This is a genomic window from Sphingomonas cellulosilytica (genome assembly GCF_052321755.1).
Lineage (GTDB): Bacteria > Pseudomonadota > Alphaproteobacteria > Sphingomonadales > Sphingomonadaceae > Sphingomonas.
This window is the reverse complement of the sequence record NZ_JBQRTT010000006.1, coordinates 33948-60444: the sequence shown is the minus strand read 5'-3', so window position 1 is coordinate 60444 and position 26497 is coordinate 33948. Positions and strand designations below refer to the sequence as shown.

Genomic DNA, 26497 nt, shown 5'->3' with positions numbered 1-26497 from the left:
ACGCCGCTGACGCTCGACGGTTGCTCGCTGCTATGGCCGCAGATCTCGACCGTTTCGTTTCCGCACAGGCGCGCCTCTACCCGCAGGCGCTCGCCGAGCTGCGGCGCGGCCACAAGACCAGCCACTGGATGTGGTTCGTCTTTCCGCAGATCGCCGGCCTCGGGCGGAGCGACACCGCCCGTTTCTACGCGATCCGCGACGCCGAGGAGGCGCGCCGCTACCTTGAACACCCCCTGCTCGGGCCACGGCTGGTCGAGGCGACTGCGACGATCGTCGCCGCCCCGGGCAATGCCGAGGCGATCCTGGGCGGTATCGATGCGATCAAGCTGCGGTCTTCGATGACGCTCTTTGCCGCCGTCGCCGACGATCCTGCGCCGTTCCGCACGGCGCTGACGCGCTTCTTTGCCGGCGAAGCCGACCAGGCGACACTGGCACTGCTCGATCGGGCTCCGTCAGAATAAGCGGCCGCCGTCCGGCACCGGCAGGCTGGGGCCGATCAGCACCACCTTGCCATCCGCATCCGGGAAGCCGAGCGTCAGCACTTCGGACATGAAGGGGCCGATCTGCCGCGGCGGGAAATTGACCACCGCCGCCACCTGCCGCCCGATCAGCGTCTCCGGCGCGTAATGCTCGGTGATCTGTGCCGACGACTTGCGCACGCCGATCCCTTCGCCGAAATCGATGCGCAGCTTGATCGCGGGCTTGCGCGCCTCGGGAAAGGGCTCGGCGGCGATCACCGTTCCGACGCGGATATCCACCGCCTCGAAATCGGCGAATGCGATGCGATCAGAAGTCGACATTGTCGTAATGCGCCGGCGGCCCGATCATCTCCATCCGCTCCGACAGCAGCGGCCGGAAGCTCGGCCGGCTCTTGAAGCCGCGATACCAGCGCGCCGTCTGGTCGTGCCCCTTCCAGTCGATGCCGCCCAGATAGTCGGCGACGGAGATCTGCGCCGCGGCGGCCAGATCGGCGAGGCTCATCGTCGCCCCGCCCAGCCAATTGCGGTGATCGAGCAGGTAATCGGTATAGTCGAGGTGGCTGACCGCCGCCTTCATCGCCTCGCGCAGGCCCTTCGCATCGGGCGCGGCGCGGTGCGCCAGCCGCTTCACGACACGCTCGTGCAGCAGCGGCCCGGTGACGTCGCGATAGAAATGCGTATCGAACCACGTCACCAGCCGGCGGATCTCGGCGCGGTTGGCGGCCGTGCCGTTGATCATCGCCGCCTTGTCGACCGTTTCCTCGAAATATTCGCAGATCGCCATCGAATCGATCAGCGGCGCACCCGGACGGCTGGCATCGACCATCACCGGCGTCTCGCCCGCCGGGTTCATGTCCATGAACTCGTCGCGCCGCTCCCACGGCGATTCGCGCACCAGCTCATAGCCGATGCCCTTCTCGCCGAGCAGCAGCCGCACCTTGCGGCTGAAGGGGCACAGGGGGAATTGGTAAAGCTGCCACATGGCGTCACCTGTAGGCCATGGCGGGGGGCGAGGTGAAGACGTTGCGTTCGATGGTGCTTTCTATAAATCGGATGGCATCGTTCTAGAAAGCGAAGACGATGGGCATCAACATCAAGCACGACGCGTACGAGCAGGCTATCCGCGAACTGGCGGCCAATCGCGGGCTGTCGCTGACCGATGCAATCGGCATGGCCGTGTGCAACGAGTTGGAGCGGGATCGCGAAGCGGAACGCAGGGCCGATTTTCTGCAGAGCGTGCGCGAGGTGCAAGCTGCCTTTGCCGCCATGCCTGTTCGTGACCCCCGCATGCCTGACGAGATTATCGGCTATGATGAACACGGCCTGCCAACGTGATCGCCCTCGATACGTCGGCGATCGTCGCCGTGCTGCGACAGGAGCCGAACGCGGACCGCTTCGTCGGAGCCATGGCGGCGTCGTCGCGCCGCTTGATCGGTCGCCCGACCGAATTGGAGCTCCAGATCGTCATGCAGGCAAAAGCAGGGTTGGAGCCCGTAGGCGGATTGATCGCCCAATTCTTGCGAACCGTCGAGCGGGTCGATTTCGGCGAAGCGCATCTCGCCGCCGCGACTGTTGCCTTCGACCGCTTCGGCAAGGGGCGGCATCCGGCATCGCTCAACTACGGCGACTGCATGGCCTATGCGGTCGCAAAGGTCGCGGGCTGCCCCCTCCTCTACAAGGGCGAGGATTTCGCGCGGACCGATATCCGGTCCGCGCTCTGATCCCTCATTCCGCCGCCACCGCCTCCACCGTGTCGTCGAGCGGATGCGTCTGACGCGACAGCATTTCCTTCGGCACCACCTGCCAGAAATCGCCGGCGATGCGATCCCAGTCGGCGAGCAGGCCCTTCGACCATTTGCTGTCGGTCGCCTTGGCATGGCGCTCGACCAGCGCCTTCAGCACGCCTTCCCAATGCGCCGAGGCAAGACGCTGCCAGACGATGCTCTCGGGGTTGGCGCGCCGTTCGAACGCACCGTCGGGATCGTAGACGAAGGCCATGCCGCCGGTCATGCCGGCGCCGAAGTTCTGGCCGACCTCGCCCAGCAGTACCGCGACGCCGCCGGTCATATATTCGCAGCCATTGGCGCCGCAGCCCTCGACCACCACGGTCGCGCCTGAATTGCGCACCGCGAACCGCTCGCCCGCCTGCCCAGCCGCCAGCAGCGTGCCGGAGGTCGCGCCATAGAGCACCGTATTGCCGAGGATGGTATTGTCCTGGCTGGCGAGCGGCGACGACACGGCCGGACGCAGGATGATCGTGCCGCCCGACAGCCCCTTGCCGACGTAATCGTTGGCGTCGCCGAACACCTCCAGCGTGATCCCCCGGCACAGGAAGGCGCCGAGCGACTGCCCCGCCGAACCGCGCAGCCGGATGGTGACGTGACCATCGCTCAGCTTGCTCATGCCGAAGCGCCTCGTGATCTCGCTCGACAGCCGCGTGCCGACCGCGCGGTGCGTGTTGCGCACCGAATAGGTCAGCTGCATCTTCTCGCCGCGGCTGAACACGGCGGCGGCATCCTTGATGATCTGCGCATCCAGGCTGTCCGGCACCTCGTTGCGGAAGGTGCTGAGCGAAAAGCGCCGCTCGGCATCGGTCGCATCGACCTTGGCGAGGATCGGGTTGAGATCGAGGTCGTCGAGATGCTCGGCACCGCGGCTCACCTGGCGCAGGAATTCGGTCCGCCCGATCACGTCGTCCAGGCTGCGCACCCCCAGCCGCGCCAGGATGTCGCGCACCTCTTCGGCGATGAAGGTCATCAGGTTGATGACCTTTTCGGGCGTGCCGACGAACTTGTCGCGCAGGGCCTGGTCCTGCGTGCAGACGCCGACCGGGCAGGTGTTGCTATGGCACTGACGCACCATGATGCAGCCCATCGCGACGAGGCTCAACGTGCCGATGCCGAATTCCTCCGCACCGAGGATCGCGGCGATGACGATGTCGCGCCCGGTCTTCAGCCCGCCATCGGTCCTCAGGCGGACACGGCCGCGCAGGCCGTTGAGCGTGAGCACCTGATTGACCTCGGACAGGCCCATCTCCCACGGCGTGCCGGCATATTTGACGCTGGTCTGCGGGGACGCGCCGGTGCCGCCGACATGGCCGGCGACCAGGATCACGTCGGCATGCGCCTTGGCGACGCCCGCGGCGACGGTGCCGATGCCCGACGAGCTGACCAGCTTGACGCACACGCGCGCACGCGGATTGATCTGCTTGAGGTCGTAGATCAGCTGCGCCAGGTCTTCGATCGAATAGATGTCGTGGTGCGGCGGCGGGCTGATGAGCGTGACGCCGGGCGTCGCATGGCGCAGCTTGGCGATGAATTCGGTCACCTTGAAGCCGGGCAGCTGCCCGCCCTCGCCGGGCTTGGCGCCCTGCGCGACCTTGATCTCGATTTCCTCGCACGCGTTGAGATATTCGGCGGTCACGCCGAACCGGCCGCTGGCGATCTGCTTGATCGTCGAATTGGCGTTGTCGCCATTCTCATACGGCTTGAAGCGGACGGTGTCCTCGCCGCCCTCACCCGACACCGCCTTGGCGCCGATGCGGTTCATCGCGATCGCCAGCGTCTCGTGCGCCTCGGGCGAGAGCGCGCCCAGCGACATGCCCGGCGTGACGAAGCGCTTGCGGATCTCGGTGATCGCCTCGACCTGGTCGACCGGCACGCCTTCGTTGGGGAAGTTGAACTGCAACAGGTCGCGCAGATACACCGGCGGCAGGTCGGCGACGCCGCGGCTGAACTGGAGATAGCTGGTATAGCTGTCGGTCGACACCGCCGTCTGCAACAGGTGCATCAGCTGCGCCGAATAGGCATGCGTCTCGCCGGTATGACGCTGGCGGTAGAAGCCGCCGATCGGCAGCTTCGCGACGCCTTCGTCCCAGGCGAGCTCGTGACGCACCATCGCCGAATGATGCAGCGAGGCATAGCCCTCGCCCGAGATCTTGGCGGGCATGCCGGGGAACAGGTCGTTGACCAGGCTGCGCGACAGGCCCACCGCCTCGAAATTATAGCCGCCGCGATAGGAGGAGATCACCGCGATCCCCATCTTGCTCATGATCTTGAGCAATCCCTCCTCGATCGCATGGCGATGCCGCTTCAGGCACTCGTCGAGCGGCAGGTCGCCGAACAGCCCCCGCGCCTGCCGGTCGGCGATGGCGGCTTCGGCCAGATAGGCGTTCACCGTCGTCGCGCCGACGCCGATCAGCACCGCATAATAATGCGTGTCGAGGCATTCCGCCGAGCGCACGTTGATCGAGGCATAGGAGCGCAGGCCGCGGCGGACGAGGTGCGTGTGCACCGCCGCCACCGCCAGCACGCCGGCGATGGCGATCCGCCCCTCCGACACATGCTCGTCGGTCAGGAACAGCTCGCTCTTGCCCTGCCGTACCGCCTGCTCGGCCTCGTTGCGGATGCGCTGGATCGCGGCGCGCAGCTTTTCGGGGCCGCCATCGGCGTCGAAGGTGCAGTCGATCTCGGTCGTGGTGCGGGCGAAATGCGCCTTCAGCCGCGCCCAATGCTGGCCCGTCAGCACCGGTGAATCGAGCACCAGCACGCGGTCGCGCTGATCCTCGGTATCGAGGATGTTGGCGAGATTGCCGAACCGCGTCTTGAGCGACATGACGTAGCGTTCGCGCAGGGAATCGATCGGCGGGTTGGTCACCTGGCTGAAGTTCTGGCGGAAGAACTGGCTGATGAGCCGCGGCTTGTCGCTGATGACCGCCAGCGGCGTATCGTCACCCATCGAGCCGACGGCTTCCTTGCCCGTCTCGACCATCGGCGACAGGATCAGCTCCATGTCCTCCAGCGTCTGCCCCGCCGCGACCTGGCGCCGGGCGAGCCCCGCGCGGTCGTAGCGGACCACGGCGTCGGGCACGTCGGGCAAGTCGTCCAGCGTGTGGAATTCGCCGATCATCGCCGCATAGTCATGCTCCGACGCGATCCGGTCCTTCACCTCGCGGTCGGAGAAGACGCGGCCTTCGTCCAGGTCCACGGCGATCATCTGCCCCGGCCCCAGCCGCCCCTTGGCGACCACGGTGGATTCGGGGACGACGACCATGCCGGTTTCCGACCCGACGATCAGCAGCCCGTCGGAGGTGCGGGTATAGCGCAGCGGGCGCAGCGCGTTGCGGTCGACGCCAGCCACTGCCCAGCGCCCGTCGGTCATGGCGAGCGCCGCCGGGCCGTCCCATGGCTCCATGACGGAGGCGAGATACTGGTACATCGCGGCATGATCGGCGGGGACATCGGTGTCCTTCTGCCAGGCCTCGGGCACCAGCATGATCTTGGCGGTCGGCGCATCGCGCCCCGAGCGGCAGATCGTTTCGAACACCGCATCCAGCGCCGCCGTATCGGATGCGCCGGCAGGGATCACCGGCTTGATGTCCTCCGAATGTTCGCCGAACGCGAGGCTCGCCATGCGGATCTCGTGGCTGAGCATCCAGTTCTTGTTGCCGCGCACCGTGTTGATCTCGCCGTTGTGGGCGAGGCAGCGGAACGGCTGGGCGAGCCACCATTGCGGGAAGGTGTTGGTGGAATAGCGCTGGTGAAAGATCGCGACGCGGCTCTCGAACCGCTGGTCCTGCAGATCGGGATAGAAGACCGACAGCGACTCGGCGAGGAACAGCCCCTTGTAGACGATCGAGCGGCAGCTCAGCGAGCAGACGTAGAAACCCTGAATCTGGGCCGCAATCACCCGCTTTTCGATCCGCCGCCGGACGAGATAGAGATTCTTCTCAAATTCCCCCGCACTCACCTCATCGGGGAGAGGACCGGCGATCATGATCTGCTCGATCTCCGGCCGGGTCGCCTGCGCCTTCAGGCCGATGACGGAGACGTCGACCGGCACCTGCCGCCAACCGTAGATGGTGTAGCCCGCCTCGATGATCGCGCTCTCCACGATCGTGCGGCAGCTTTCCTGCGCGCCGAGATCGGTACGCGGCAGGAAGATCATGCCGACCGCCAGGCGGTTGGGCAGCACCTTGTGCCCCGACGCGACCACCGCATCGTCGAAGAAGCGATGCGGCAGATCGATGTGGATCCCCGCGCCGTCGCCGGTCTTGCCGTCGGCATCGACCGCGCCGCGGTGCCACACCGCCTTTAGGGCATCGACCGCCGACTGCACGACGCGCCGCGACGCCCGCCCATCGGTCGCGGCGACGAGCCCGACGCCACAGGCATCGCCCTCGGTATCGGGACGGTACATGCCATGTTCGGCAAGATACTGGCGCTGGTCGGTCTTCATCGCGTCGATCATCGGTCCGGTCGCCTTTTCATCTGGCGTCATCATTGGAAGCGGCGTGTCAGGCGGCGACTTTGCCGGCCTTGGCTCGCGCCTTCAGCCACTTGTGCATCGTCGCGGCGACATCGCGGCCGTCGCGGATCGCCCAGACCACCAGGCTGGCGCCGCGGACGATGTCGCCGGCAGCGAACACGCCGTCGAGGCTGGTCATCAGCGTCTTGCCGTCGACCAGCACCGTGCCCCAGCGGCTGACGCCCAGCTCCGGCGCGCCGAACAGCGTCGGCAGGTCCTCGGCATCGAAGCCCAGCGCCTTGACGACGAGGTCGGCATGGAGGGTGAAGTCACCGCTCGGATCGGCTTCCGGGGCGCGCCGGCCGCTCGCATCGGGCGCGCCGAGACGCATCTTGCGTGCGCGCACCGTGCCGTCCGCGTCGAACGCGGCGGGCGCGGAGAGCCAGACGAACTCCGCGCCTTCCTCCTCGGCGTTGGTCACCTCGCGCTGGCTGCCCGGCATGTTGGTGCGATCGCGCCGGTAGAGGCACTTCACGCTGGCGGCGCCCTGGCGGATCGCGGTGCGCACGCAATCCATCGCGGTGTCGCCGCCGCCGATCACCACGACATGCTTGCCCGCGGCGTCGAGCTGCCCCTGGTCGAACGCAGGCACCGCGTCGCCGAAGCCCTTGCGATTGGAGGCGATCAGATAATCGAGCGCCGCGACCACGCGATTGTCGTCGCCGCCCGCCACGTCCAGCGCGCGGGCGCGATAGACGCCGGTCGCGATCAGCACCGCATCATGCTGGCGGCGCAGATCGTCGAGGCTCGCCTGCTCGCCGACGCCGAACCCTTCGTGGAAGACGATGCCGCCTGCCTTCAGCCGTTCGACGCGGCGCATCACCACCGGCTTCTCCAGCTTGAAACCGGGGATGCCATAGGTCAGCAGTCCGCCCGCACGATCGTGCCGATCGTAGACGTGCACCTCATAGCCGTTGCCGCGCAGATATTCCGCCGCGGAGAGCCCGGCCGGTCCGGCCCCGATCACCGCCACCGACTGGCCGCGTGCAGGACCCGGCACCAGCGGCTCCACCCAGCCCTCTTCCCAGGCGGTGTCGGTGATGAACTTCTCCACCGATCCGATCGTCACCGCGCCGTGGCCGGTGAACTCGATCACGCAATTGCCTTCGCACAAACGGTCCTGCGGACAGATGCGACCGCAGATTTCCGGCATGGTCGAGGTGGCGTTACTGAGTTCGTAAGCCTCCCGCAGCCGCCCTTCCGCAGTCAGCCTGAGCCAGTCGGGGATATGGTTGTGCAGGGGGCAGTGCACCGAGCAATAGGGGACGCCGCATTGCGAGCAGCGGCCCGCCTGATCCTCGGCCGCGGGTGGAGCATAGCGCGCGGCGATCTCGCGGAAATCCTCCGCACGATCGTCTGCGGAGCGCTTGGCCGGATAGGCCTGCTCGCGTCCCACGAATTTCAGCATAGAATCGTTCGCCATACCCGCCTCCGGGGTGCGGGATATTGCGTTGCTGGCGCCTTGTCATCCTAAAAGTGCCATTTATGTAAGCATTACTGTCTAAATATTATCATTGCCCAGTCAATGGAGGACCCAGGCGCACCATTCGACCGAAAAGTATGGCCGTATCGGTATCAGTTCGCAGTGAGCAGAGCCAGTGCGACCCCGCCGACGACGATCCGATACCATGCGAAGGGGCCGAACCCGTGCCTGCCGACGATCCCGACGAACCAGCGGACCACGAGCAGCGCGACGACGAACGACACGAGGAAGCCTGCGGCAATCTCGATCGGGCCGACGCTGCTGCCGCTGCGGATCGCATCCATATGCCCTGCCGTCTCGACGACGCTCGCGCCGAGCATCGTCGGAATGGCAAGAAAGAAGCTGAATTCCGCCGCGGTGCGCCGCTCGACGCCCAGCGACAGCGCGCCGAGGATCGTCGCGCCCGAGCGGCTGACGCCTGGGATCATCGCCAGGCACTGGATGAAGCCGACCCCCAGCGACGTCTTGGCCGAGACGGCGGCGATGCCGCGCACCGTCCCCGGCTTCACCAGCCGTTCGATCACCAGGATGGCGACGCCGCCGACGATCAGCGCCACCGCGACCACCTTGGGCTGCAGCAGCAGCGCCTCGATATGCTTCTTGGCAAGGACGCCGATCACCGCCGCGGGGATGAAGGCGATCAGCAGGTTGCGCACGAACCGCACGGATCCCTCGTCGCGACGGATCAGGCCGGTGATGACGGTCCAGAACGTCCGCCAGTAGAGTACCACCACCGCCAGGATGGCCCCCAGTTGGATCACGATATTGAACAGCTGCCAGCGCGCATCGTCATAACCGAGCAGCGCACCGGCGAGGATCAGGTGCCCGGTCGAGGAGACGGGCAGGAATTCGGTGACCCCCTCGACGATGCCGAGGATGATGGCGGCGATCAGGTCGTTCACAATGGTCCCCTAACAAACAGGTCCGCCGCCATAAGGCGGCGGACCCGATAGGGAAACGCCTAACCCGCCGCGCCGCGGATCAGGCCGCCAGCGTCTCGCTGCGCCGGCCGAAGCGACCGGACTTGCGGAAACGCACCAGATAGTCCGGCGCGATCGACGACAGCGGTTCGGGCACGATGCCCAGTTCGGCCAGCCCCGGCGTACCCGCCGCGACGACGTTGTCGCGCTGGAGCATCAGCCACTGGTCCTGCGTGATCGGCGCGAACGGCAGCCTGGCGAGCAGTGCGCCAGCGCCGTCCGGCAGTTCGACGATGGACGGCGAGCGGCCCAGCGTCGCTGCGATGAAGCGGATGATCTCCCCCATGGACATGACATCGGGACCGCCCAGCTCTAAGGTCTGTCCGGCGAAGCGCGCGTCGGTCGCCGCCGCCACCGCATCGCCGACGTCTCCGGCGAACACCGGCTGGAACTTCACGCCTGCGCGCAGCACCGGCACGACCGGCGCGCGCGCGATCATCGCGGCGAAACGATTGATGAACTGGTCCTCGCGGCCGAACACGATCGAGGGACGGACGATGGCGGCACCGGGGAAGGCCGCGCGCACCGCCTCTTCGCCCCGCCCCTTGCTGCTGCCATATCCCGACGGCGCGGCAGGATCGGCACCGATCGCGGACACCTGCACCAGCGTCTCGACGCCCAATGCCGCCGCCGCCTCGGCGACATTGCGTGCGCCGGTGACGTGCAGCCGCTCGAAGTCGCCGGCGAGCACGCCGACCATGTTGATGACCGCATCGGCACCGTTGACCGCGCGGCGTACGGTGTCGGGCAGCGTCACGTCGGCGGCGACGAACTGCGTCTGGCCGAGGCCACCGAGCGGCTTGAGGAACCAGGCGTGGCGGGGATCGCGCTCGGCGATGCGCACTCGCGCGCCACCGCGCAGCAGCGCCTGCACCACGTAGCGGCCGACGAAACCGCCGCCGCCGAAGATCGTAACCAGCTTGTCCTTCATCGCACGGGCCTTTTTTCGTCGCTTTGCTGACAATCCGCCCATTGCCCCGCGAAACCCGTGTTGACAAGCGTGTGGAACGCCCCCTAAAGGCCGCCGCCTACCCCGTGCCCAGATGGCGGAATTGGTAGACGCACCAGCTTCAGGTGCTGGCGATCGCAAGGTCGTGGAGGTTCGAGTCCTCTTCTGGGCACCATTTTCTTCCCTCCGGATCGATCCGGAGGGGTTCTGCAAAAATCCAAACCGCCGACGGGCTTTCGCAAAGCGGATCAGCGGCTTAGGCTGCGGCATGCGCCGATCCCTCCGCCTTCTCTCCGCCGTTATCGTCCTGCCGCTCGCCACCGCCGCGCTTGCGCAGAGCGTGGTCCCGCCGATCGAGGCGGTCGATCCGATGATCGGCACCGGCGGCGAGGGGCATACGTTTCCCGGCGCCACCGCCCCGTTCGGCATGGTTCAGCTGTCGCCGGATACCGATACCGGCTGCGAGATCCGCGCCTGTTACGGTCATGCCGCCGGCTATCGGTACGAAGACCCGACGATCCAAGGTTTCAGTCACACGCATTTCTCGGGCGCGGGCCATTCCGATCTCGGCGACGTGCTGGTGATGCCGCAGGCGGGTGATACCGTCCCGCTCGATCCCGGCGATCCGGCCAAGCCGGGCTCCGGCTATCGCTCGCGATTCGATCATGCGAGCGAGATGGCGCATCCCGGCTATTATGCAGTGACGCTGGCCGATCACGGCATCCGCGCCGAACTGACGGCGGGCAAACGCATCGGCGTCCATCGCTACGCCTTCCCCGCAGGGCGCGCGGCACATCTGCTGATCGACCTGCGATCGTCGCTGTACAACTACCCCGGCAAAGTGCTGTGGTCGGGGCTGCACCTGCGGTCCGACGGCACGCTGACCGGTTTCCGCGAGACGCGTGGTTGGGCGCCGGGGCGCAAGCTGTTCTTCGCGATGCGCTTTTCGGCTCCGCTGGTCGGCCATCGCTTCGTCGATCGCGACGCCGCCGTCGCCTACAAGGGCTTCCAGGGACCCGGGCGCAGCAGCAATGCCGTCGCGGAGAAGCTTGGTCGCGCACTCGAGGCGCAGCTCGACTTCGGTACGCTCGCGACGCCGCTGGAGGTGCGGGTCGCGCTGTCGGGCGTCGATGAGACGGCGGCGGTGGCCAACCTCGATGCCGAGCCGGGCGGCTTCGATGCGGTGCGTGCGAAGACGGCGGCGGCGTGGACGCAGGCGCTGGGCGCGCTGGAGATCACCGCCCCTGCCCCGATGCGCCGCACCGTCTACACCGCGCTCTATCATGCCCTGCTCGCCCCGAGCATATGGAGCGACGCCGACGGCCGTTATCGCGGGCCGGACGATCAGGTGCACGCCGCCGACGGCTTCACCTTCCGCTCTACCTTTTCGCTGTGGGATACGTTTCGCGCCGAGCATCCGTTGCTGACGCTGGTGCAGCCGGCCGAGACGACGCGTGACGTGGTACGCTCCCTGATCGAGAGCCGCCGCTACAGCCCCTATGGCATCCTGCCGGTGTGGCAGTTCGCCGGGCGCGAGACGTGGACGATGATCGGCTATCATGCCGCGCCGGTGATCGCCGATGCCTATCTGAAGGGCATCCGTGGCTTCGACGCCGATGCCGCGCTCGATGCCATGGTCGCAAGCGCCAGCTATGCGCCTTACGGCGGGCTCGGCGACTATATGGCGCGCGGCTACGTACCGATCGACAAGGAGCCGGAGGCGGCGTCCAAGACGGTCGAATATGCCTATGACGACTGGACCATCGCGCGGATGGCGCGGGCGATGGGGCGGACGGAAATCGCCGATCGCTTCGAAAAGCGCGCCGGCAACTGGCGCAACAGCTTCGATGCGAAGACCGGCTGGCTGCGCGCGCGCCTGTCCACCGGCGCGTTCCGCACGCCGTTCGATCCGACCGCGATCAACTACGGATCGGATTATACCGAGGGCAATGCCTGGCAATACAGCTGGTTCATGCCGCAGGATCAGGCCGGTCTCATCCGCCTGCTCGGCGGCGACAGGCCGACGATCGCCAAGCTCGACCGGATGTTCGACTTCGACACGTCGAAGCTCGATTACAGCCACGCTGAGGATATCGCCGGGCTGATCGGCCAATATATCCATGGCAACGAACCCAGCCACCATGTCGCCTATCTCTACGCCTATGCCGGCGCGCCGTGGCGGACGCAGGAGCGATTGGCCGAAATCGTCGGTTCGCAATACAAGCCGACGCCCGATGGCCTCGCCGGCAACGACGACCTCGGGCAGATGTCGGCCTGGCTGGTCTTCACCACGCTCGGTTTCTACCCCGTCGCACCGGGATCGAACCAATATGTGATCGGACGGCCCTTCGTGGATCGCGCGGTGCTGAACCTGCCGGGCGGCAAGCGCTTCACCGTCGTCGCCGACGGATTGTCGCCCGCCAATCGCTATGTCGGGCGCGTCACGCTGAACGGCGTGGCGCTGACCCGCAGCTATCTTCGCGACGAGGAACTGCGCGCCGGCGGCGAGTTGCGCTTCACGATGGCGGCACGGCCGAACACACGCTGGGGAAGAAGCGCGCGCGCGCGGCCGTACTCCATGTCGACGGAGCGCGCCCCTCGGTAGCGGCTATCGCTTCGCCGCCGCGATATAGCGCGCCACCTGTTCGTCGAGCACGTCGAGCGGCAGCGCGCCCTGGTTCAGCACCGCTTCGTGGAAGTCGCGGATGTCGAAGCGGTCGCCGAGTTCGCGCTTGGCGCGGTCGCGCAGGGCGGCGATGCGCAATTGGCCGACCATGTAGCTCGTCGCCTGTCCCGGCCAGTTGAAATAGCGGTCGACCTCGCGCGCGATATCGGTATCGGATACCGAGCTGTTGGCGCGGAAATAGGCGATCGCCCGCTCGCGGTTCCAGCGCTTGGCGTGGATACCGGTGTCGAGCACCAGCCGGATCGCGCGCCACATCTGCAACGACAGCATGCCGAACCGGGCATAGGGGTCCTTGTAGACGCCCATCTCGTTCGCCAGCCGCTCCGAATAGAGGCCCCAACCTTCCACATAGGCGCCATAGCCGCCGTATTTGCGGAACTTGGGCAGGCCGACCAATTCCTGCTGACGGGCGATCTGGAAATGATGCCCCGGCGCGCCTTCATGCGCAGCGATGCCGGCGACCTGCACCTTCTGCGTCTGGTTCATGTCGACGAGGTTGACGTAATAGATGCCGGGCCGGCTGCCGTCCGCCGAGGGCGGGTTGTAGAAGGCGGTAGACGCGGTGCGCTCGCGCCATTTCTCCACCGCCCGCACCTCCAGCGGTGCCTTGGGCAGGACGCGGAAGTAGCGCGGGGCCGCCGTCATCACCGTCGCGATCACACCGCGGGCATCGGCGAGATATTGCTGCCGCCCTGCGTCGGTGTTGGGATATTTGAACTGCGGATCGGTGCGCACCCGCTCGAAGAACTGCTCCAGCGTGCCGGTGGAACCGACCTCGCGCTTGATCGCCTCCATCTCCTGCCGGATCGCGGCGACCTGGGCGAGGCCGAGCGCATGGATCTGGTCGGCGGTGAGATCGGTGGTGGTCGCGTTCTGGAGCTGGTTCGCGTAGAAGGCGGCGCCATCCGGCAGGTGCCAGGCGCCGTAATTGCCGGTGGACAACGGCTCGATGGCTTCGAGCGCGGCGAGCAGCGTGTCGTAACCGTGGCGGAACGGCCCCTTCAGCGCGGCGGTGGCATCGGCGATCAATTGCGCCTTGGTGGCGGCGGGTGCTTCGAGAGCGGCGACCTTCTTGCGGAAATCGGCGAGCAGGGTGGAGTCCGCCCCGCCGTCGAACGGTGCGCCGGTGATGATCGCCTTGGCATCGGCGCGGACGGGGGCGAAGTTCACCCGGTTGGGGACGATGCCCGCAACGGCCTGTTCGCGCATCCGCGCCGCGACTTCGCGCATCACGCGATCGGTGTCGCGCAGCCGTGCGATATAGGCGCGGGCGTCGGCGACCGTGTCGACCTTGTGGTTGTTGATGAGCAGGGCGGGAATGTCGCCCGCCGGGCTGCCGTTGGTAGAAACGGGGAAATTCAGCCTGCGGAAGCGGGCCGAGCGGCGCGCCCGTTCCGCCTCATATTCGAACAACCGGTAGCTGACGCGTGCGCCTTCGCCGAGCTGGTCGGGGCGGAATTGAGCGTGCATCGCCTGTAGCTGCCGCTCCGTCAGGGCGAGCGAGCGGGCAGCACCTGCATCGGTATAATCATCCAGCCGGTCGTATTGCGTCTTGAGGCCAAGCTGCGTCTGCGACTCCGGGCTGAGGCTCAGCTGCTCCTCGAACACCGCGTCGAGGAAACGCAGCAGTGCCGCATCGCGCGCCGTGGTATCGGCCGCCGCCAGCGGCACCGGCGCGCTTGCCTGGAGGATCGGCAAGGCCGGCAACAGCAGCAAAGCAACGACGAAACGCATGAAAAGCCCCCTGTTTTCGAACGCCGCCGCGCCCGTGATCCGCTCACGCTAGCACGACGGCGCCCGACCTCAAGACGCGATCAGCCCCGGCGCATCGGCGATGAACCGGTCGAGCACGCCATCCGCGATCTTGACCGCCCCGCCGAACCGCGTGGCGCCGGGGATGGTCTGAACCGCCGCCGCCTGTGCCGCCAGTCGCTTGGCATCGGCGAAATAGCGGGCCGCGGCGGCATTGCCCTGGTCGGCAGCGCCCAGGCCTGCTGCGGTCAGCTGCAACGCCCGGCCCCACAGCTGCAGCGCATCGAGCCACGGCCGTGCCTGCGTCGCGAAGCCCGGATCGACCACGCCCGACCGGATGATGTCGGACGCGTCGGCGAGGGCATCGGCCTGGGCGGCGAGATCCGCGATCGCCCGGCGCCGCGCATCGGCGTCGCCATCGGCAAGCCGTTCGCGCACGCCGTCCAGCACCGCCTTCAATCGCGGCGCCTGCTCCTGCCACGGCTGACTGCCGAAGGTCGGGGCCAGATGCTGCGTGTCGAAGAAGGTGAGCAGCGCCGCCGTCGCCCGCGTGTCCCCGCCGGCAAGGTCGCGCGCCGCGGCATGCCAGGTGAGGTCCGCATCATAGCCGGCATCGTTCCACGCGAAGGCGAGCACGCCCGCCACCGCGACCCGGCTCGGCGCCTCCTGGTTCATCGGGTTGGACAGGATGCCGGTCAACTCGTCGGACAGCCCCGCCTCGCGCTTGGCATAGGGCGCGAGCAGCAGGCGACCGGCCGATTGGGCGTAATCGTTGACCGGATAATTGTCCCACAGCAGCGTCTTGCGCCCGAAGGCCTTGGTCGCGGCCTTGGCATCGGGGATCGAGATCGCAGGCGGCACCACGTCGGTACCGGTCCATTGCACCACGATCCGCGGGTCCAGCGCCTTGCGCAGCGCCGCCTTGTAGGGGCTGTCCTTGGCATCGTAATATTCGGTCGGCACCATGATGAGCGGCCGCGCCCGGGGATCCTTGGCGGTCAGGTCGGCCTGCACCGCGTTCAGCAGGCGGGACTGGGCGATCCCCGCCGCCTCCGCGCCCGAGGCACCGAACGCCGCCTTGTCCGCTTCGCAATTCCACTTGGTGTATTCGATGTCGTCGAGTGCGACATAGAAGCTGCGGATGCCGATGCCGCGCAACGCATCGAACTTGCGCTCAAGCGCCGCCGCATCGGCGGGATCGGAGAAGCAGATCGAGGGGCCGGGGGAGATGGCGTAGACGAAATCGACGTGATCGGCCCGCGCCCGCTGCGCCAGCGTGCCGAGCGCCGTCAACGTCGCCGCCGGATAAGCCTCACGCCAGCGATCGCGGGCATAGGGATCGTCCTTGGGGCTGTAGACGTAGGTGTTGGCCTTTACGCTGGCGAGGAAGTCGAGATGGCTGGTTCGGTCCGCCATCGACCAGGGTGCACCGTAGAACCCCTCGATCGTCCCGCGGATCGGCATGGCGGGGTGATCGCGGATCACCAGCGCGGGCACCATCGGGCGGCGCACCACCTGGCGGAGCGTCTGCGCAGCATGGAACAGGCCGTCGGCGTCGCGGCCGGCCAGCGTGATAAGCCCCCCGCCCTCACCGCCTGCGGTCACGGCGATGGTATAGCCCTCGGGCCGGTCATCGGGCGTCGCGCCGCTCTGCGCCAGCGCGTCGCGCACGATAGCGGCATCGGCGGCCCCGATGACGACGCGCGTCTGCGCACCGCCCTTGGCCACGCGTTGGGCGGAGGTGACCGCCTGCACGCCCGCCTCGGTCAGGATCGCACGTACCAGTGCCACCGTCGCCGGATCGGTGCCGGGCGCGGCAACCAGGACCACCGATCGGCCGAGCGTGACGCTGCCCGTGCCCAAGGTCATCGAGACGGGTGTCGGGATGATCGCAGGCAGCGTCGCCGGCTGGACCGCCTGCGCTGCCACCGGCTGCGCCAGCGCCACGGCGGCCACCGTCAGTGCGAGCCTGCCGCCTGTTGCGATACGTCGGATCATTTCCCCGCCTCCGGTATTAAAATGGTACTATCGACTAAGCCGATGATCCGCCTGCGGCAAGCGCGACGATTGTACCGCCTGCCGGTCGGCGGTAAGGGAGCGGCATGCATAAAGGCTGCCTGACGTGGTGAAGACGCCCGACGAACTGGCGCTGATGCGCCAGTCGGGCCGGCTGCTCGCCTCGGTGTTCGAGATGCTGGATCGGCAGGACCTTGCCGGCCTGTCGACGATGCAGGTCAACGACATGGTCGAACGCTTCATCACCGTCGACTGCGCCGCCCGCCCGGCGAGCAAGGGGCAATATGGCTTTGCCTATGTGCTCAACAGCTCGATCAACCAGGTCGTCTGCCACGGTGTGCCCGACGACGGCGCGATCATCGCGGACGGTGACATCGTCAATTTCGACATCACGCTCGAAAAGAACGGCTACATCGCCGATTCCAGCAAGACCTATGTCGTCGGCGATGCCTCGCCTGCGGCCCGCCGGCTGGTCCGCGTGGCGCGCGAGGCGATGTGGAAGGGGATCGGCGCCGTCCGCCCCGGCGCGCGGCTGGGCGATATCGGCTTCGCGATCGAACGGCATGCGACCAGCAACGGCTATACGATCGTGCGCGATTATTGCGGCCACGGCATCGGCCGGGAGATGCACGAGGACCCGCAGGTGCTGCATTTCGGCCGGCGCGGCACCGGCGCGACATTGCGCGAAGGCATGGTCTTCACGATCGAACCGATGCTGAACCAGGGCACGCGCAAGGTGGACACCGCGCCCGATGGCTGGACGGTGCTGACCGCGGACGGCAAGCTGTCGGCGCAGTTCGAACACACCGTCGCGGTGACCGCCACCGGGGTCGAGGTGCTGACGTTGCGCCAGGACGAAACCGCACCCCGCGGTTAGCCGCCGGACCGATCAGCGCGGGGTAAGTTGCACCAGCGCGCCGCCGCTGCCGTCACGCAATACCCAGATCGACCCGTTGGGGCCTTCCTCCACCTCGCGGATGCGGGCGCCCAGGCCGATGCGGGCGACCTCGCTGGCGCTGTTGCCCGTCACGCGGACGCGCACGATGCCCTGCTGCACCAGGCCGGCGAGCAGGAAATCGCCCGTCCAGCCAGCGAAGGTACTGCCGCGATACTGGATCATGCCGCCCGGTGCGATCACCGGCGTCCAGCTGACCAGCGGCGGCGTGTAGGCGGGATTGGTGGCGTGGCGGGGGATCGGCGAACCATCGTAATTGTCGCCTTCCGATACGCGTGGCCACCCGTAGTTCTTGCCCGGATCGATGAGGTTGAATTCGTCGCCGCCCGCCGGCCCCATCTCCGATTCGAATAGGCGCCCGTCGCTGGCGAATACGAGGCCATAGGGATTGCGATGGCCGAGCGACCAGATTTCCGCGCGCGCGCCCGCGGTGGACGCGAACGGATTGCCGGCGGCCGCGGCTCCGTCGAGCGTGATCCGCACGATCTTGCCCAGCGTGCCCGACAGGTCCTGCGCCGGCGTGCCCTGCTGCCGTTCGCCGCTGCTGACGAACAGCGTCCGTCCATCGGGCGCGAAGGCAAGCCGCGCGCCCAGCTGACCGCCGGTCGTCGCCGGGGTCGCCCGCCAGATCACCGCCAGATCGTCCAGCCGCGGCGTGGCGCCGACGACTAGCGTCGCGCGGGCGACGGCGAGCTGCTGGCCGCCACTCGCCGGCTCGGCATAGCTCAGCCAGATACGGTTGTTGGTGGCGAAACCGGGGTCGAGCACGACGTCCTGCAATCCCAATTGCCCCGAGAAGACGACACGCGGCACGCCGGTGACCGCCGTCTTGCCGCCGGTCTGCGTCACCAGCTGTAACTGGCCGGATTTCTCGGTCACCAGCATCCGCCCATCGGGCAGGAACGTCATCGCCCAGGGATTGTCGAAGGTCGCGACGACGCGCTGGTCGACCGCCGTGGTCGGGGGCGTCGCAGTGGCGGTGGGTGACGGGCTCGGCGCGGGAGCCGGCGCAGGCGTGGGGGTCGGCGCCGGCGCTGCGACCGGAGGTGCCTCGCCACCGCCCTCTCCACCGCAACCGCTTGCCGCCATCACCAGCAGCACCGGGATGATATTGCGCCTCGTCATGCCGTCACTCCCGCTGCGATCGTCCGGTAAACGCCTGGGATTGCAGCGGGATGCGCGACAAGAAGGGTAAACCCCGCGTTTAGCCCGTTTCGCCTCGCCCAGGCGGTGCAGGATGCGCCAGGGCCGGTGGAAGCCGTCCGCGCGCCTCATGCGGCGCGCGGACGGGGACCATCAGTCTGCGATGGTCGCGATATCGATGACGAAGCGATACTTCACGTCGCTGCGCTGCATGCGCTCATAGGCCGTGTCGATCTCCGCCATCCGGATCATCTCGATCTCGGCGACGATGCCGTGCTTGGCACAGAAATCGAGCATCTCCTGCGTTTCGGCGATGCCGCCGATCAGCGATCCGGCGATGCTGCGCCGCTTGAAGATGAGCGCCGACACGTCCGGCGAGGGATGCGCGTGCTCCGGCACGCCGACCAGCGTCAGCGTCCCGTCACGCTTCAGCAGGGCGGTGAACGCATCGAGGTCATGGCTGGCGGCGACGGTGTCGAGGATGAAGTCGAACGTGTTCGCATGCTGCGCCATCTCATCGGGGTTTTTCGACACCACGACCTCGTCGGCGCCGAGTGCGAGGGCGTCCTGGCGCTTGCCTTCGGAGGTGGTGAAGGCGACGACATGCGCGCCCATCGCGTGGGCGAGCTTGACGCCCATATGGCCGAGGCCGCCGATCCCGACGATGCCGACTTTCTTGCCCGGCCCGACGTTCCAGTGGCGGAGCGGCGACCAGGTGGTGATCCCGGCGCACAGCAGCGGTGCGACGGCGGCGAGTTGCCGGGCATCGTGACCGACCTTCAGCACGAACGCGTCCTTGACGACGATCGCCTGCGAATAGCCGCCCAGGGTATGGCCGGGCGCATCCGGCGTCGGGCCATTGTAGGTGCCGACGAAGCCGTTTTCGCAATATTGCTCCAGCCCCTCGTCGCAGGCGGCGCAATGCCGGCAGCTGTCGACCATGCAGCCGACGCCGACGATGTCGCCGACCGCGACCTTGGACACGGACGCGCCGACGGCGGTCACGCGGCCGACGATCTCATGCCCCGGCACGCATGGATAGATGGTGCCGCCCCATTCCGAGCGGACCTGATGAAGGTCCGAGTGGCAGACGCCACAATAGAGGATGGCGATCGCGACGTCGTCCGCGCCGGGCGCGCGGCGCTCGATCTCGATCGGCTCCAGAGGCGTGTCGGCGGCATAGGCGCCATAGGCTTTGGTGGTCATCGCGGGGGGTTCCTGTATCGATCGGTGAGGCGCGACGCGTTGCGGCGCAGCATGATCCCGAGATATGCGTGTCGCCTGCATCCGATTAGCCGCTATGCGCTGCAAACACTCATGACCCGGATTCAACAATGACCCGGCAGGACCTGGCCGACCTTTCGACCTTCATCACCGTCGCGCGCGAACGCAGCTTCACCCGCGCGGCGGCGCTGCTCGGCGTCACGCCGTCCGCGCTCAGCCATGCGATGCGCGGCCTGGAGGAGCGGCTGGGCCTGCGCCTGCTCAACCGCACCACGCGCAGCGTCACGCCGACCGAGGCGGGCGAACGGCTGCTGCGGACGGTGGCGGTGCATTTCGACGGGATCGAGGACGAGGTGGCGGCGCTGGGCGAACTGCGCGATCGGCCGGCCGGTACGGTACGGATCACCGCCGACGAACTCGCCCTGCAACTCGACCTGTGGCCGATGCTGCGCGACGTGCTGCGCGACTATCCCGACATCAAGCTGGAGGTGACGACCGATTACGCGCTGACCGATATCGTCGCGGGCCGCTTCGATGCCGGGGTGCGGCTGGGCGGCATCGTCGACAAGGACATGATCGCGGTGCCGATCGGGCCGGAGATGCGGATGATCGCGGTCGCGGCGCCCGCTTACCTCGCCACGGCGGCGATGCCGGCAACGCCGTACGACCTCGTCCAACACCGCTGCATCAACCTGCGCCTGCCGACCTATGGCGGCATCTATCCCTGGGAGTTCGAACAGGATGGGCGCGAATTTCGCGTGCGGGTGGACGGGCAGCTGACGTTCAACAGCATCTTTCCGATCCTGCAGGCCGCGCTCGACGGGTTCGGCATCGCCTATCTGATGGAGAATCACGTGCGCCCCTATGTCGACAGCGGGCAGCTGGTGACGATGCTGGGCGACTGGTCGCCGCCGTTCGCGGGCCTCCACCTCTATTATCCCTCCCGCCGGCAGCCGACGCCCGCCTTCGCCGCGATCGCCGCCGCGTTGCGCTACCGTGGCGATGCCGCCGCAACCGCACCGATCCCGTCCGATGCGATTGGCGAGGCCCGGGTTTCGGGTTAAGTCGTTCGCCACGGGGAGCGATTGCGCGTGGGGCACATGACTGGAACGACGATCTCGACCGGCAACACGGGGCTGGACGTAGTGTTGAAGGGCGGGCTGCCACGCAACCGCCTGTATCTGCTGGAGGGTGCGCCGGGATCGGGCAAGACCACGCTGGCGATCGAATTCCTGCTCGCCGGCGTGCGGCAGGGCGAACGGGTACTCTACATCACGCTGTCGGAGACCAAGGAGGAGATCCTGGCGGTCGCCCAGTCGCACGGCTGGACGCTGGACGGAGTCGACATCTTCGAATTCAGCTCCGCCGCCGACGTGCTGGGTGACGGACGCGACCAGTCGATCCTGCACAGCTGGGAAATGGAGCTCGGCCAGACGGTGCAGCTGATCGAGACGGAGGTGGAGCGCATCTGCCCGACGCGTGTCGTGTTCGACAGCCTGTCCGAAATGCGCCTGCTCGCGCAGGACCCGCTGCGCTACCGCCGGCAGGTGCTGGCGCTGAAGCAGTTCTTCGCCGGCCGCGACATCACGGTTCTGTTGATCGACGACCTGTCCGGCCATGCCGAGGGGCGCGACGCGCACCTGCACAGCCTGTGCCACGGCGTCATCACGCTGGAGCGGCTGACGCTGGATTTCGGCGCGGCACGGCGGCGGCTGGAGGTCCAGAAGCTGCGCGGCGTCGACTTCGTGGCGGGCTATCACGACATGGCGATCCGCCGCGGCGGCATCCATGTCTATCCGCGCCTGATCGCTGCCGACCGCGTGACCACGTTCGGCGGCGAAGCGGTCGGCAGCGGTATCGCCGAGCTCGATGCCCTGATGGGCGGCGGCCCGTTGCGCGGTACCAGCACGCTCATCACCGGTCCGGCAGGCACCGGCAAGACGACCATCGCGCTCCAGTTCCTCGATGCCGCCTGCGCCCGCGGCGAACGCTGCGCCGTGTTCCAATTCGACGAGCGGATCGGCACGTTGCTGCTGCGCGCCAAAGCCTTCGGCATCGACCTGCAAAGCCATATCGACAGCGGCTGCCTCACCATCCGGCAGGTCGATCCCGCCGAGCTGTCGCCCGGCGAGTTCGCCGCGGCGGTATGCGACGAGGTGGAGGACCGCGGCACCCGGATGATCGTGATCGACAGCCTGAACGGCTATCTCGCCGCGATGCCGCAGGAAAAGCAGCTGATCCTGCAGATGCACGAGCTGTTGTCCTATCTCGGCCAGCGCGACGTCGCGACCTTCCTCATCAACCCGCAGCAGGGGCTGGTGGGGACGATGGCGAACGAACTGAACGTCTCCTACATCGCCGATGCCGTGCTGCTGCTGCGGTTCTTCGAGGCGGATGGCCGGATCAGGAAGGCGATCTCCGTGCTCAAGAACCGCGGGGGCCTGCATGAGGACAGCATTCGCGAATTGCGCATCGATCGCGACGGCGTGCGGGTCGGCGCGCCCCTGACCGGATTCAAGGGGGTTTTGACGGGGACGCCGGAATATGTCGGATCGGCAGCGCCGTTGATGGAAGAACGGGCTTAACCGCGTGCACAGGTCCGCCGGCGAAGGGTATCGCGTCGCCATCGTCGCCCCTTATGGTCGCGACGCGGACAGCGCCGCCGCGCTGCTGCGCGCGCATGACTACCTGCCGGATGCGCAGCCCGACCTGACGACGCTGGCGGAAACGATCGGCGACGACACCGGCGTGGTACTGGTGACGGAGGAGGCATTGGCGAGCGGCCGCGCCGCACTGGTCGCTGCGCTGGAGCGGCAGCCCGCCTGGTCCGACATCCCCTTCATCCTGCTGGCGCGCGCGTCGCAGGGACGGGCTGTGGGCACGCTGGATATCCGCCACGGCCTGCCGGTGGGCATCACCAATGTCGTTGTGCTGGAACGCCCGCTGGGATCGGCATCGCTGCTCACCGCCATCGCTTCCGCGATGCGGGCGCGGCAGAAGCAGTTCGAGATGCGCGACCGTCTCGCCGAACTGGCGGACAGCGAAGGGCGGCTGCGGCTGGCGACGGGCGCGGCCGACATCGGCACATGGGATTTCGCCCCCGGCTCCGGCGCCCTGCGCTGGGATGCACGCTGTCGGGCGCTGTTCGGTGTCTCGCCCGGCGTTCCGGTCAGCTATGATGGCACCTTCCTCGTCGGGCTGCACCCGGAGGATCGCGAGGCGGCGGCGGCGGCGGTCGGCCAGGCGCTCGATCCCGACGGCACCGGCGAATATGACATCGAATATCGCACGATCGGGATCGAGGACGGCATCGAACGCTGGATCGCCGCCAAGGGCGGCAGCATCTTCGTCGATGGCACGGCGGTGCGCTTCATCGGCACGGTGATCGACATCACCGCGCGCAAGCGTGCCGAGCTGGCGCTGGCCCAGTCGGAACGCGCACTGAAGCACGAAAGCCGCGAGCTCGACCATCTCGCCCGCACGCTGGAACAGAAGGTGGCGGCGCGAACCGCCGAACTGGAGGCGGAGATGGCGAGCCGCAGCCGCGCCGAAGCTGCCCTCCGCCAAAGCCAGAAGATGGAGGCGGTCGGCCAGCTGACCGGCGGCATCGCGCACGATTTCAACAACATGCTGACCGGCGTCATCGGCGCGATGGATATCATGAAGCGTCGGCTGGCGGCGGGGCGAACCGACGATCTCGAACGGTTCATGGATGCCGCCGCGACATCGGCACAGCGCGCGGCGGCGCTGACCGCGCGGCTGCTCGCCTTTTCCCGGCGCCAGTCGCTCGATGCGCGGGCGATCGACGTCAACGCGCTGACCGCGGGGCTGCGCGACCTGCTGGAGCGATCGATCCGCGAGAATATCGTGCTGGAGATCGTCGCCGCCGACGATCTGCCCGCCGCGGTGGCGGATGCGAACCAGCTGGAAAATGCGATCCTGAACCTCGTCATCAACGCGCGTGACGCGATGCCCGAGGGCGGTCGGCTGACGGTGGAGACGGCGCTCGCCAGCCGCGACGCGACACCGCGATCGGACCTCAAGGCGGGCCGCTACATCACCATCGCGGTATCCGACACCGGCGTGGGCATGCCCGCCGACGTGCTGGACAAGGTGTTCGAACCGTTTTTCTCGACCAAGCCGATCGGCCAGGGCACCGGCCTGGGCCTGTCGATGGTCTATGGCTTCGCGCGGCAATCGGGGGGCGAGGTGCGCGTGCACAGCACCGTCGGACTCGGCACGTCGGTGACGCTGTACCTGCCGATCGCGGACGAGGCCGACGGCGCAGCGGACGAGAGCACGCCGGTGGCGGCGCAGCAGGGCCGCGGCGAAGTGGTGCTGCTGGTCGAGGACGACGTGTCCGTCCGATTGCTGGTGCGCGAGGTGCTGGAGGAACTGGGCTATGCCGCGCTGGAGGCGGGCGATGCCGATGCGGCGCTGCCGATCATCCGCTCCGGGCAGCGCATCGACCTGCTCGTCTCCGACGTCGGCCTGCCGGGGATGAACGGACGGCAGCTTGCCGAACTCGCTCGTGCGCAGCGCCCCGATCTGCCGATCCTGTTCGTCACCGGCTATGCCGAGAATGCGGCGATTCGCGCCGGATTCCTTGGTACGGGAATGGACATGATCGCCAAACCCTTTGCAATCGAAGCACTTTCCGCCAAGATTGCGGAGATGATGGCGGGGTGAACCCGCGCATGACCGTTGCCTTATGTTATTCCCTGCGGCATGCAGCGGGGCGATGACGAACGACGACCACGGGCAGGCGCAGGACGTCGACCCCACGGGCCAGGCCGCAGGTGTGCCCGCAGCCGGCACGATCGATAGCGGCCACGACGATCCGATCGGCCGCCCCGGCCTGCATCACTGGCGCGAAAGCACGATCACCCGCCCCGGCCTGGATGATCGCGGCAGCGTGTTCTTCGCCGCGATCGAGATGACGCGGATGCCGATGATCCTGACCGATCCCAATCAGGACGACAATCCCATCGCCTTCGCCAACAAGGCCTTTTTCGACCTGACCGGCTATGAAGAGCATGAGGTGCTGGGGCGCAACTGCCGGTTCCTGCAAGGCGCGCAGACCGATCGCAATGCCGTCGCCGAACTACGCGAGGCGGTGGAACAGCGCCAGTCGATCGCACTGGAGCTGCTCAATTACCGCCGCGACGGGTCGCCGTTCTGGAATGCGGTGTTCATCGGGCCGGTCTATGACGTGAACGGCAAGCTGCTCTATTTCTTCGCGAGCCAGCTCGACGTGACGCGGCGCCGCAACACCGAGCAAAGCTTCCGCCAGGCGCAGAAGATGGAATCGATCGGCCAGCTGACCGCCGGCCTGGCACATGATTTCAACAACCTGTTGCAGGTGGTGAACGGCAACCTTGACCTGCTGTCGGCGGTGACCGAGAGCGAGCGCGCCAAGCGCTACGTCGCCGCCGCGCAATCGGCGGCGGAGCGGGGCGCCAAGCTGACCCGCCAGCTGCTCGCCTTTGCGCGCAAGACCCGGCTGGAGCCGCGGCCGATCGACCTCAGCCACCTCATCACCGAATTCGGCGACGTGATGGAAAGCTCGGTGAGCAAGCGCGTCGAGCTGCACCTCAGCCTGCGCCGTGGCCTGTCCCATGTCGTGGTCGATCCCGACCAGCTGGAAATGGCGCTGCTCAACATCGTCAACAATGCGCGCGACGCGATGCCGGACGGCGGCGTGGTGACCATCGCGACGCTGCCGATGCAGCTGGGCGAGGACAATGCCGGCGAACTGGCGCCGGGCAGTTACGTCATGCTGGAGGTGCGCGACGAGGGCGTCGGCATGCCGGCCGAGGTGCTGGAGCGCGCGACCGAGCCGTTCTTCACCACCAAGGGCGTGGGCCAGGGCACGGGCCTGGGGCTTGCGATGGCGACCGGGTTCGTGCGGCAATCGGGCGGCCGGCTGGATATCGAAAGCGAGGCGGGCCGCGGCACCACGGTGCGGATGATCTTTCCGACCGCCCGCGCGACGTTGGCCGCGACGGCGGAGGAGCAGGAAAGCGGGCCGGTGGTCGCCGCCCCCGAGCTCCCCAATGATTATGCCGAGCACGTCCTGATCGTCGAGGACAATGAGGAAGTGCTGGCGATCGCGAGCGAGATCCTGACCAGCGCCGGTTATCGCGTCACCACCGCGATCAGCGGCGAACAGGGCCTCAAGACGTTCGAAAAGGTGCATGCCGACGACCATGTCGACCTGCTGTTCACCGACCTCGTGATGCCGGGCGGGATGAACGGCCTGATGCTGGCCGATGCGGTGATCGAGCGCGATCCGAGCGTGTCGGTGCTGCTCACCACCGGCTATAACGAGGAACTGGTGGTGAACGGGCCGCGCAAGCGGGCGACCGACGTGCTGAGCAAACCGTATCGCCGCACCGAATTGCTCGACCGGGTGCGCCAGGCGCTCAACCGGCGCGGCAGCGGCGGCCCGCGGCGGCAACGATCGGATTTCGGCGCTGCCGAAGCCTGACGCGCGGCGCCACCGGCTTTGTCGGGTTTCCGGA

General features: G+C 67.5%; 19 protein-coding genes and 1 tRNA gene. 10 read left to right on the top strand and 10 right to left on the bottom strand.

The genetic code is table 11. The annotated features are described in order from the left end of the window. Positions 1-32 precede the first annotated feature (32 nt). Positions 33-461 (top strand): DUF1810 domain-containing protein, encoded by a 429-nt coding sequence (locus ACTZQ5_RS10985; protein WP_443585230.1) that lies wholly within the window; start codon positions 33-35, stop codon positions 459-461. Here the strand turns inward: ACTZQ5_RS10985 and ACTZQ5_RS10980 are convergent. Next, positions 453-800: a tRNA-binding protein gene (locus ACTZQ5_RS10980; RefSeq protein WP_443585229.1), complete on the bottom strand. Its 348-nt coding sequence runs from the start codon at positions 798-800 to the stop codon at positions 453-455. The genes ACTZQ5_RS10985 and ACTZQ5_RS10980 overlap by 9 nt on opposite strands. Further along, a complete protein-coding gene (locus ACTZQ5_RS10975; RefSeq protein WP_443585228.1) occupies positions 787-1461 on the bottom strand; it encodes a glutathione S-transferase family protein in 675 nt (224 codons plus the stop codon). The genes ACTZQ5_RS10980 and ACTZQ5_RS10975 overlap by 14 nt, the downstream gene beginning before the upstream one ends. Positions 1462-1559: 98 nt before the next feature. On the opposite strand from ACTZQ5_RS10975, the gene ACTZQ5_RS10970 reads away from it, so the two are divergent. Both ACTZQ5_RS10970 and ACTZQ5_RS10965 read left to right on the top strand, forming a co-directional pair. Next, positions 1560-1814 carry a type II toxin-antitoxin system VapB family antitoxin gene (locus tag ACTZQ5_RS10970; RefSeq protein ID WP_443585227.1) on the top strand — a complete coding sequence of 85 codons (255 nt, stop codon included), beginning with the start codon at positions 1560-1562 and terminating at the stop codon, positions 1812-1814. After that, on the top strand, positions 1811-2200 hold the full coding sequence (locus ACTZQ5_RS10965) for a type II toxin-antitoxin system VapC family toxin (RefSeq protein WP_443585226.1): 390 nt from the start codon (positions 1811-1813) through the stop codon (positions 2198-2200). The genes ACTZQ5_RS10970 and ACTZQ5_RS10965 overlap by 4 nt, the downstream gene beginning before the upstream one ends. A 4-nt stretch (positions 2201-2204) precedes the next feature. Here the strand turns inward: ACTZQ5_RS10965 and gltB are convergent, their stop codons facing one another. From gltB to ACTZQ5_RS10945, 4 genes are all read right to left on the bottom strand, one after another. Next, positions 2205-6728 carry a glutamate synthase large subunit gene (gene gltB, locus ACTZQ5_RS10960; protein WP_443585225.1) on the bottom strand — a complete coding sequence of 1508 codons (4524 nt, stop codon included), beginning with the start codon at positions 6726-6728 and terminating at the stop codon, positions 2205-2207. Positions 6729-6774: 46 nt separating this feature from the next. Further along, positions 6775-8208: an NAD(P)-dependent oxidoreductase gene (locus ACTZQ5_RS10955; protein WP_443585224.1), complete on the bottom strand. Its 1434-nt coding sequence runs from the start codon at positions 8206-8208 to the stop codon at positions 6775-6777. Between the two features lie 152 nt (positions 8209-8360). Continuing rightward, positions 8361-9170: an undecaprenyl-diphosphate phosphatase gene (locus ACTZQ5_RS10950; RefSeq protein WP_443585223.1), complete on the bottom strand. Its 810-nt coding sequence runs from the start codon at positions 9168-9170 to the stop codon at positions 8361-8363. A gap of 79 nt (positions 9171-9249) precedes the next feature. Then, complete coding sequence (locus tag ACTZQ5_RS10945) at positions 9250-10179, bottom strand: complex I NDUFA9 subunit family protein (RefSeq protein ID WP_443585222.1); 930 nt, start codon at positions 10177-10179, stop codon at positions 9250-9252. 106 nt (positions 10180-10285) lie between these two features. On the opposite strand from ACTZQ5_RS10945, the gene ACTZQ5_RS10940 reads away from it, so the two are divergent. Together ACTZQ5_RS10940 and ACTZQ5_RS10935 are read left to right on the top strand one after the other, a co-directional pair. After that, positions 10286-10372: transfer RNA gene (locus tag ACTZQ5_RS10940), tRNA-Leu, on the top strand. A 93-nt stretch (positions 10373-10465) separates the two neighbouring features. Next, the gene (locus ACTZQ5_RS10935) at positions 10466-12802 is read left to right on the top strand and encodes a GH92 family glycosyl hydrolase (protein ID WP_443585221.1); all 2337 of its coding nucleotides are present in this window, start codon (positions 10466-10468) and stop codon (positions 12800-12802) included. 3 nt (positions 12803-12805) lie between these two features. On the opposite strand, the gene ACTZQ5_RS10930 is transcribed toward ACTZQ5_RS10935, so the two are convergent. Beyond that, entirely contained in the window at positions 12806-14617 is a 1812-nt protein-coding gene (locus ACTZQ5_RS10930) for a DUF885 domain-containing protein (RefSeq protein WP_443585220.1), read from the bottom strand. A 69-nt stretch (positions 14618-14686) separates the two neighbouring features. Beyond that, entirely contained in the window at positions 14687-16633 is a 1947-nt protein-coding gene (locus tag ACTZQ5_RS10925; protein WP_443585219.1) for a glycoside hydrolase family 84 protein, read from the bottom strand. Positions 16634-16757: 124 nt separating this feature from the next. Here ACTZQ5_RS10925 and map point away from each other — a divergent pair, with 124 nt between their 5' ends. Continuing rightward, on the top strand, positions 16758-17528 hold the full coding sequence (gene map, locus ACTZQ5_RS10920; protein ID WP_443585218.1) for a type I methionyl aminopeptidase: 771 nt from the start codon (positions 16758-16760) through the stop codon (positions 17526-17528). A 12-nt stretch (positions 17529-17540) separates the two neighbouring features. On the opposite strand, the gene ACTZQ5_RS10915 is transcribed toward map, so the two are convergent. Together ACTZQ5_RS10915 and ACTZQ5_RS10910 are read right to left on the bottom strand one after the other, a co-directional pair. After that, positions 17541-18731 (bottom strand): PQQ-dependent sugar dehydrogenase, encoded by a 1191-nt coding sequence (locus ACTZQ5_RS10915; protein WP_443585217.1) that lies wholly within the window; start codon positions 18729-18731, stop codon positions 17541-17543. 171 nt (positions 18732-18902) lie between these two features. Then, positions 18903-19955 (bottom strand): NAD(P)-dependent alcohol dehydrogenase, encoded by a 1053-nt coding sequence (locus ACTZQ5_RS10910; RefSeq protein WP_443585216.1) that lies wholly within the window; start codon positions 19953-19955, stop codon positions 18903-18905. Positions 19956-20083: 128 nt separating this feature from the next. Between ACTZQ5_RS10910 and ACTZQ5_RS10905 the strand changes: the two genes are divergently transcribed. The 4 genes from ACTZQ5_RS10905 to ACTZQ5_RS10890 are packed head-to-tail and all read left to right on the top strand — an operon-like array spanning position 20084 to position 26463. Beyond that, positions 20084-21037 (top strand): LysR family transcriptional regulator, encoded by a 954-nt coding sequence (locus tag ACTZQ5_RS10905; protein ID WP_443585215.1) that lies wholly within the window; start codon positions 20084-20086, stop codon positions 21035-21037. 36 nt (positions 21038-21073) lie between these two features. After that, complete coding sequence (locus ACTZQ5_RS10900) at positions 21074-22558, top strand: ATPase domain-containing protein (protein WP_443585214.1); 1485 nt, start codon at positions 21074-21076, stop codon at positions 22556-22558. 4 nt (positions 22559-22562) lie between these two features. Further along, on the top strand, positions 22563-24662 hold the full coding sequence (locus tag ACTZQ5_RS10895; RefSeq protein WP_443585213.1) for an ATP-binding protein: 2100 nt from the start codon (positions 22563-22565) through the stop codon (positions 24660-24662). A 52-nt stretch (positions 24663-24714) separates the two neighbouring features. Continuing rightward, the gene (locus tag ACTZQ5_RS10890) at positions 24715-26463 is read left to right on the top strand and encodes a histidine kinase famiy protein (protein ID WP_443585212.1); all 1749 of its coding nucleotides are present in this window, start codon (positions 24715-24717) and stop codon (positions 26461-26463) included. The last annotated feature ends 34 nt before the right edge of the window (positions 26464-26497 follow it).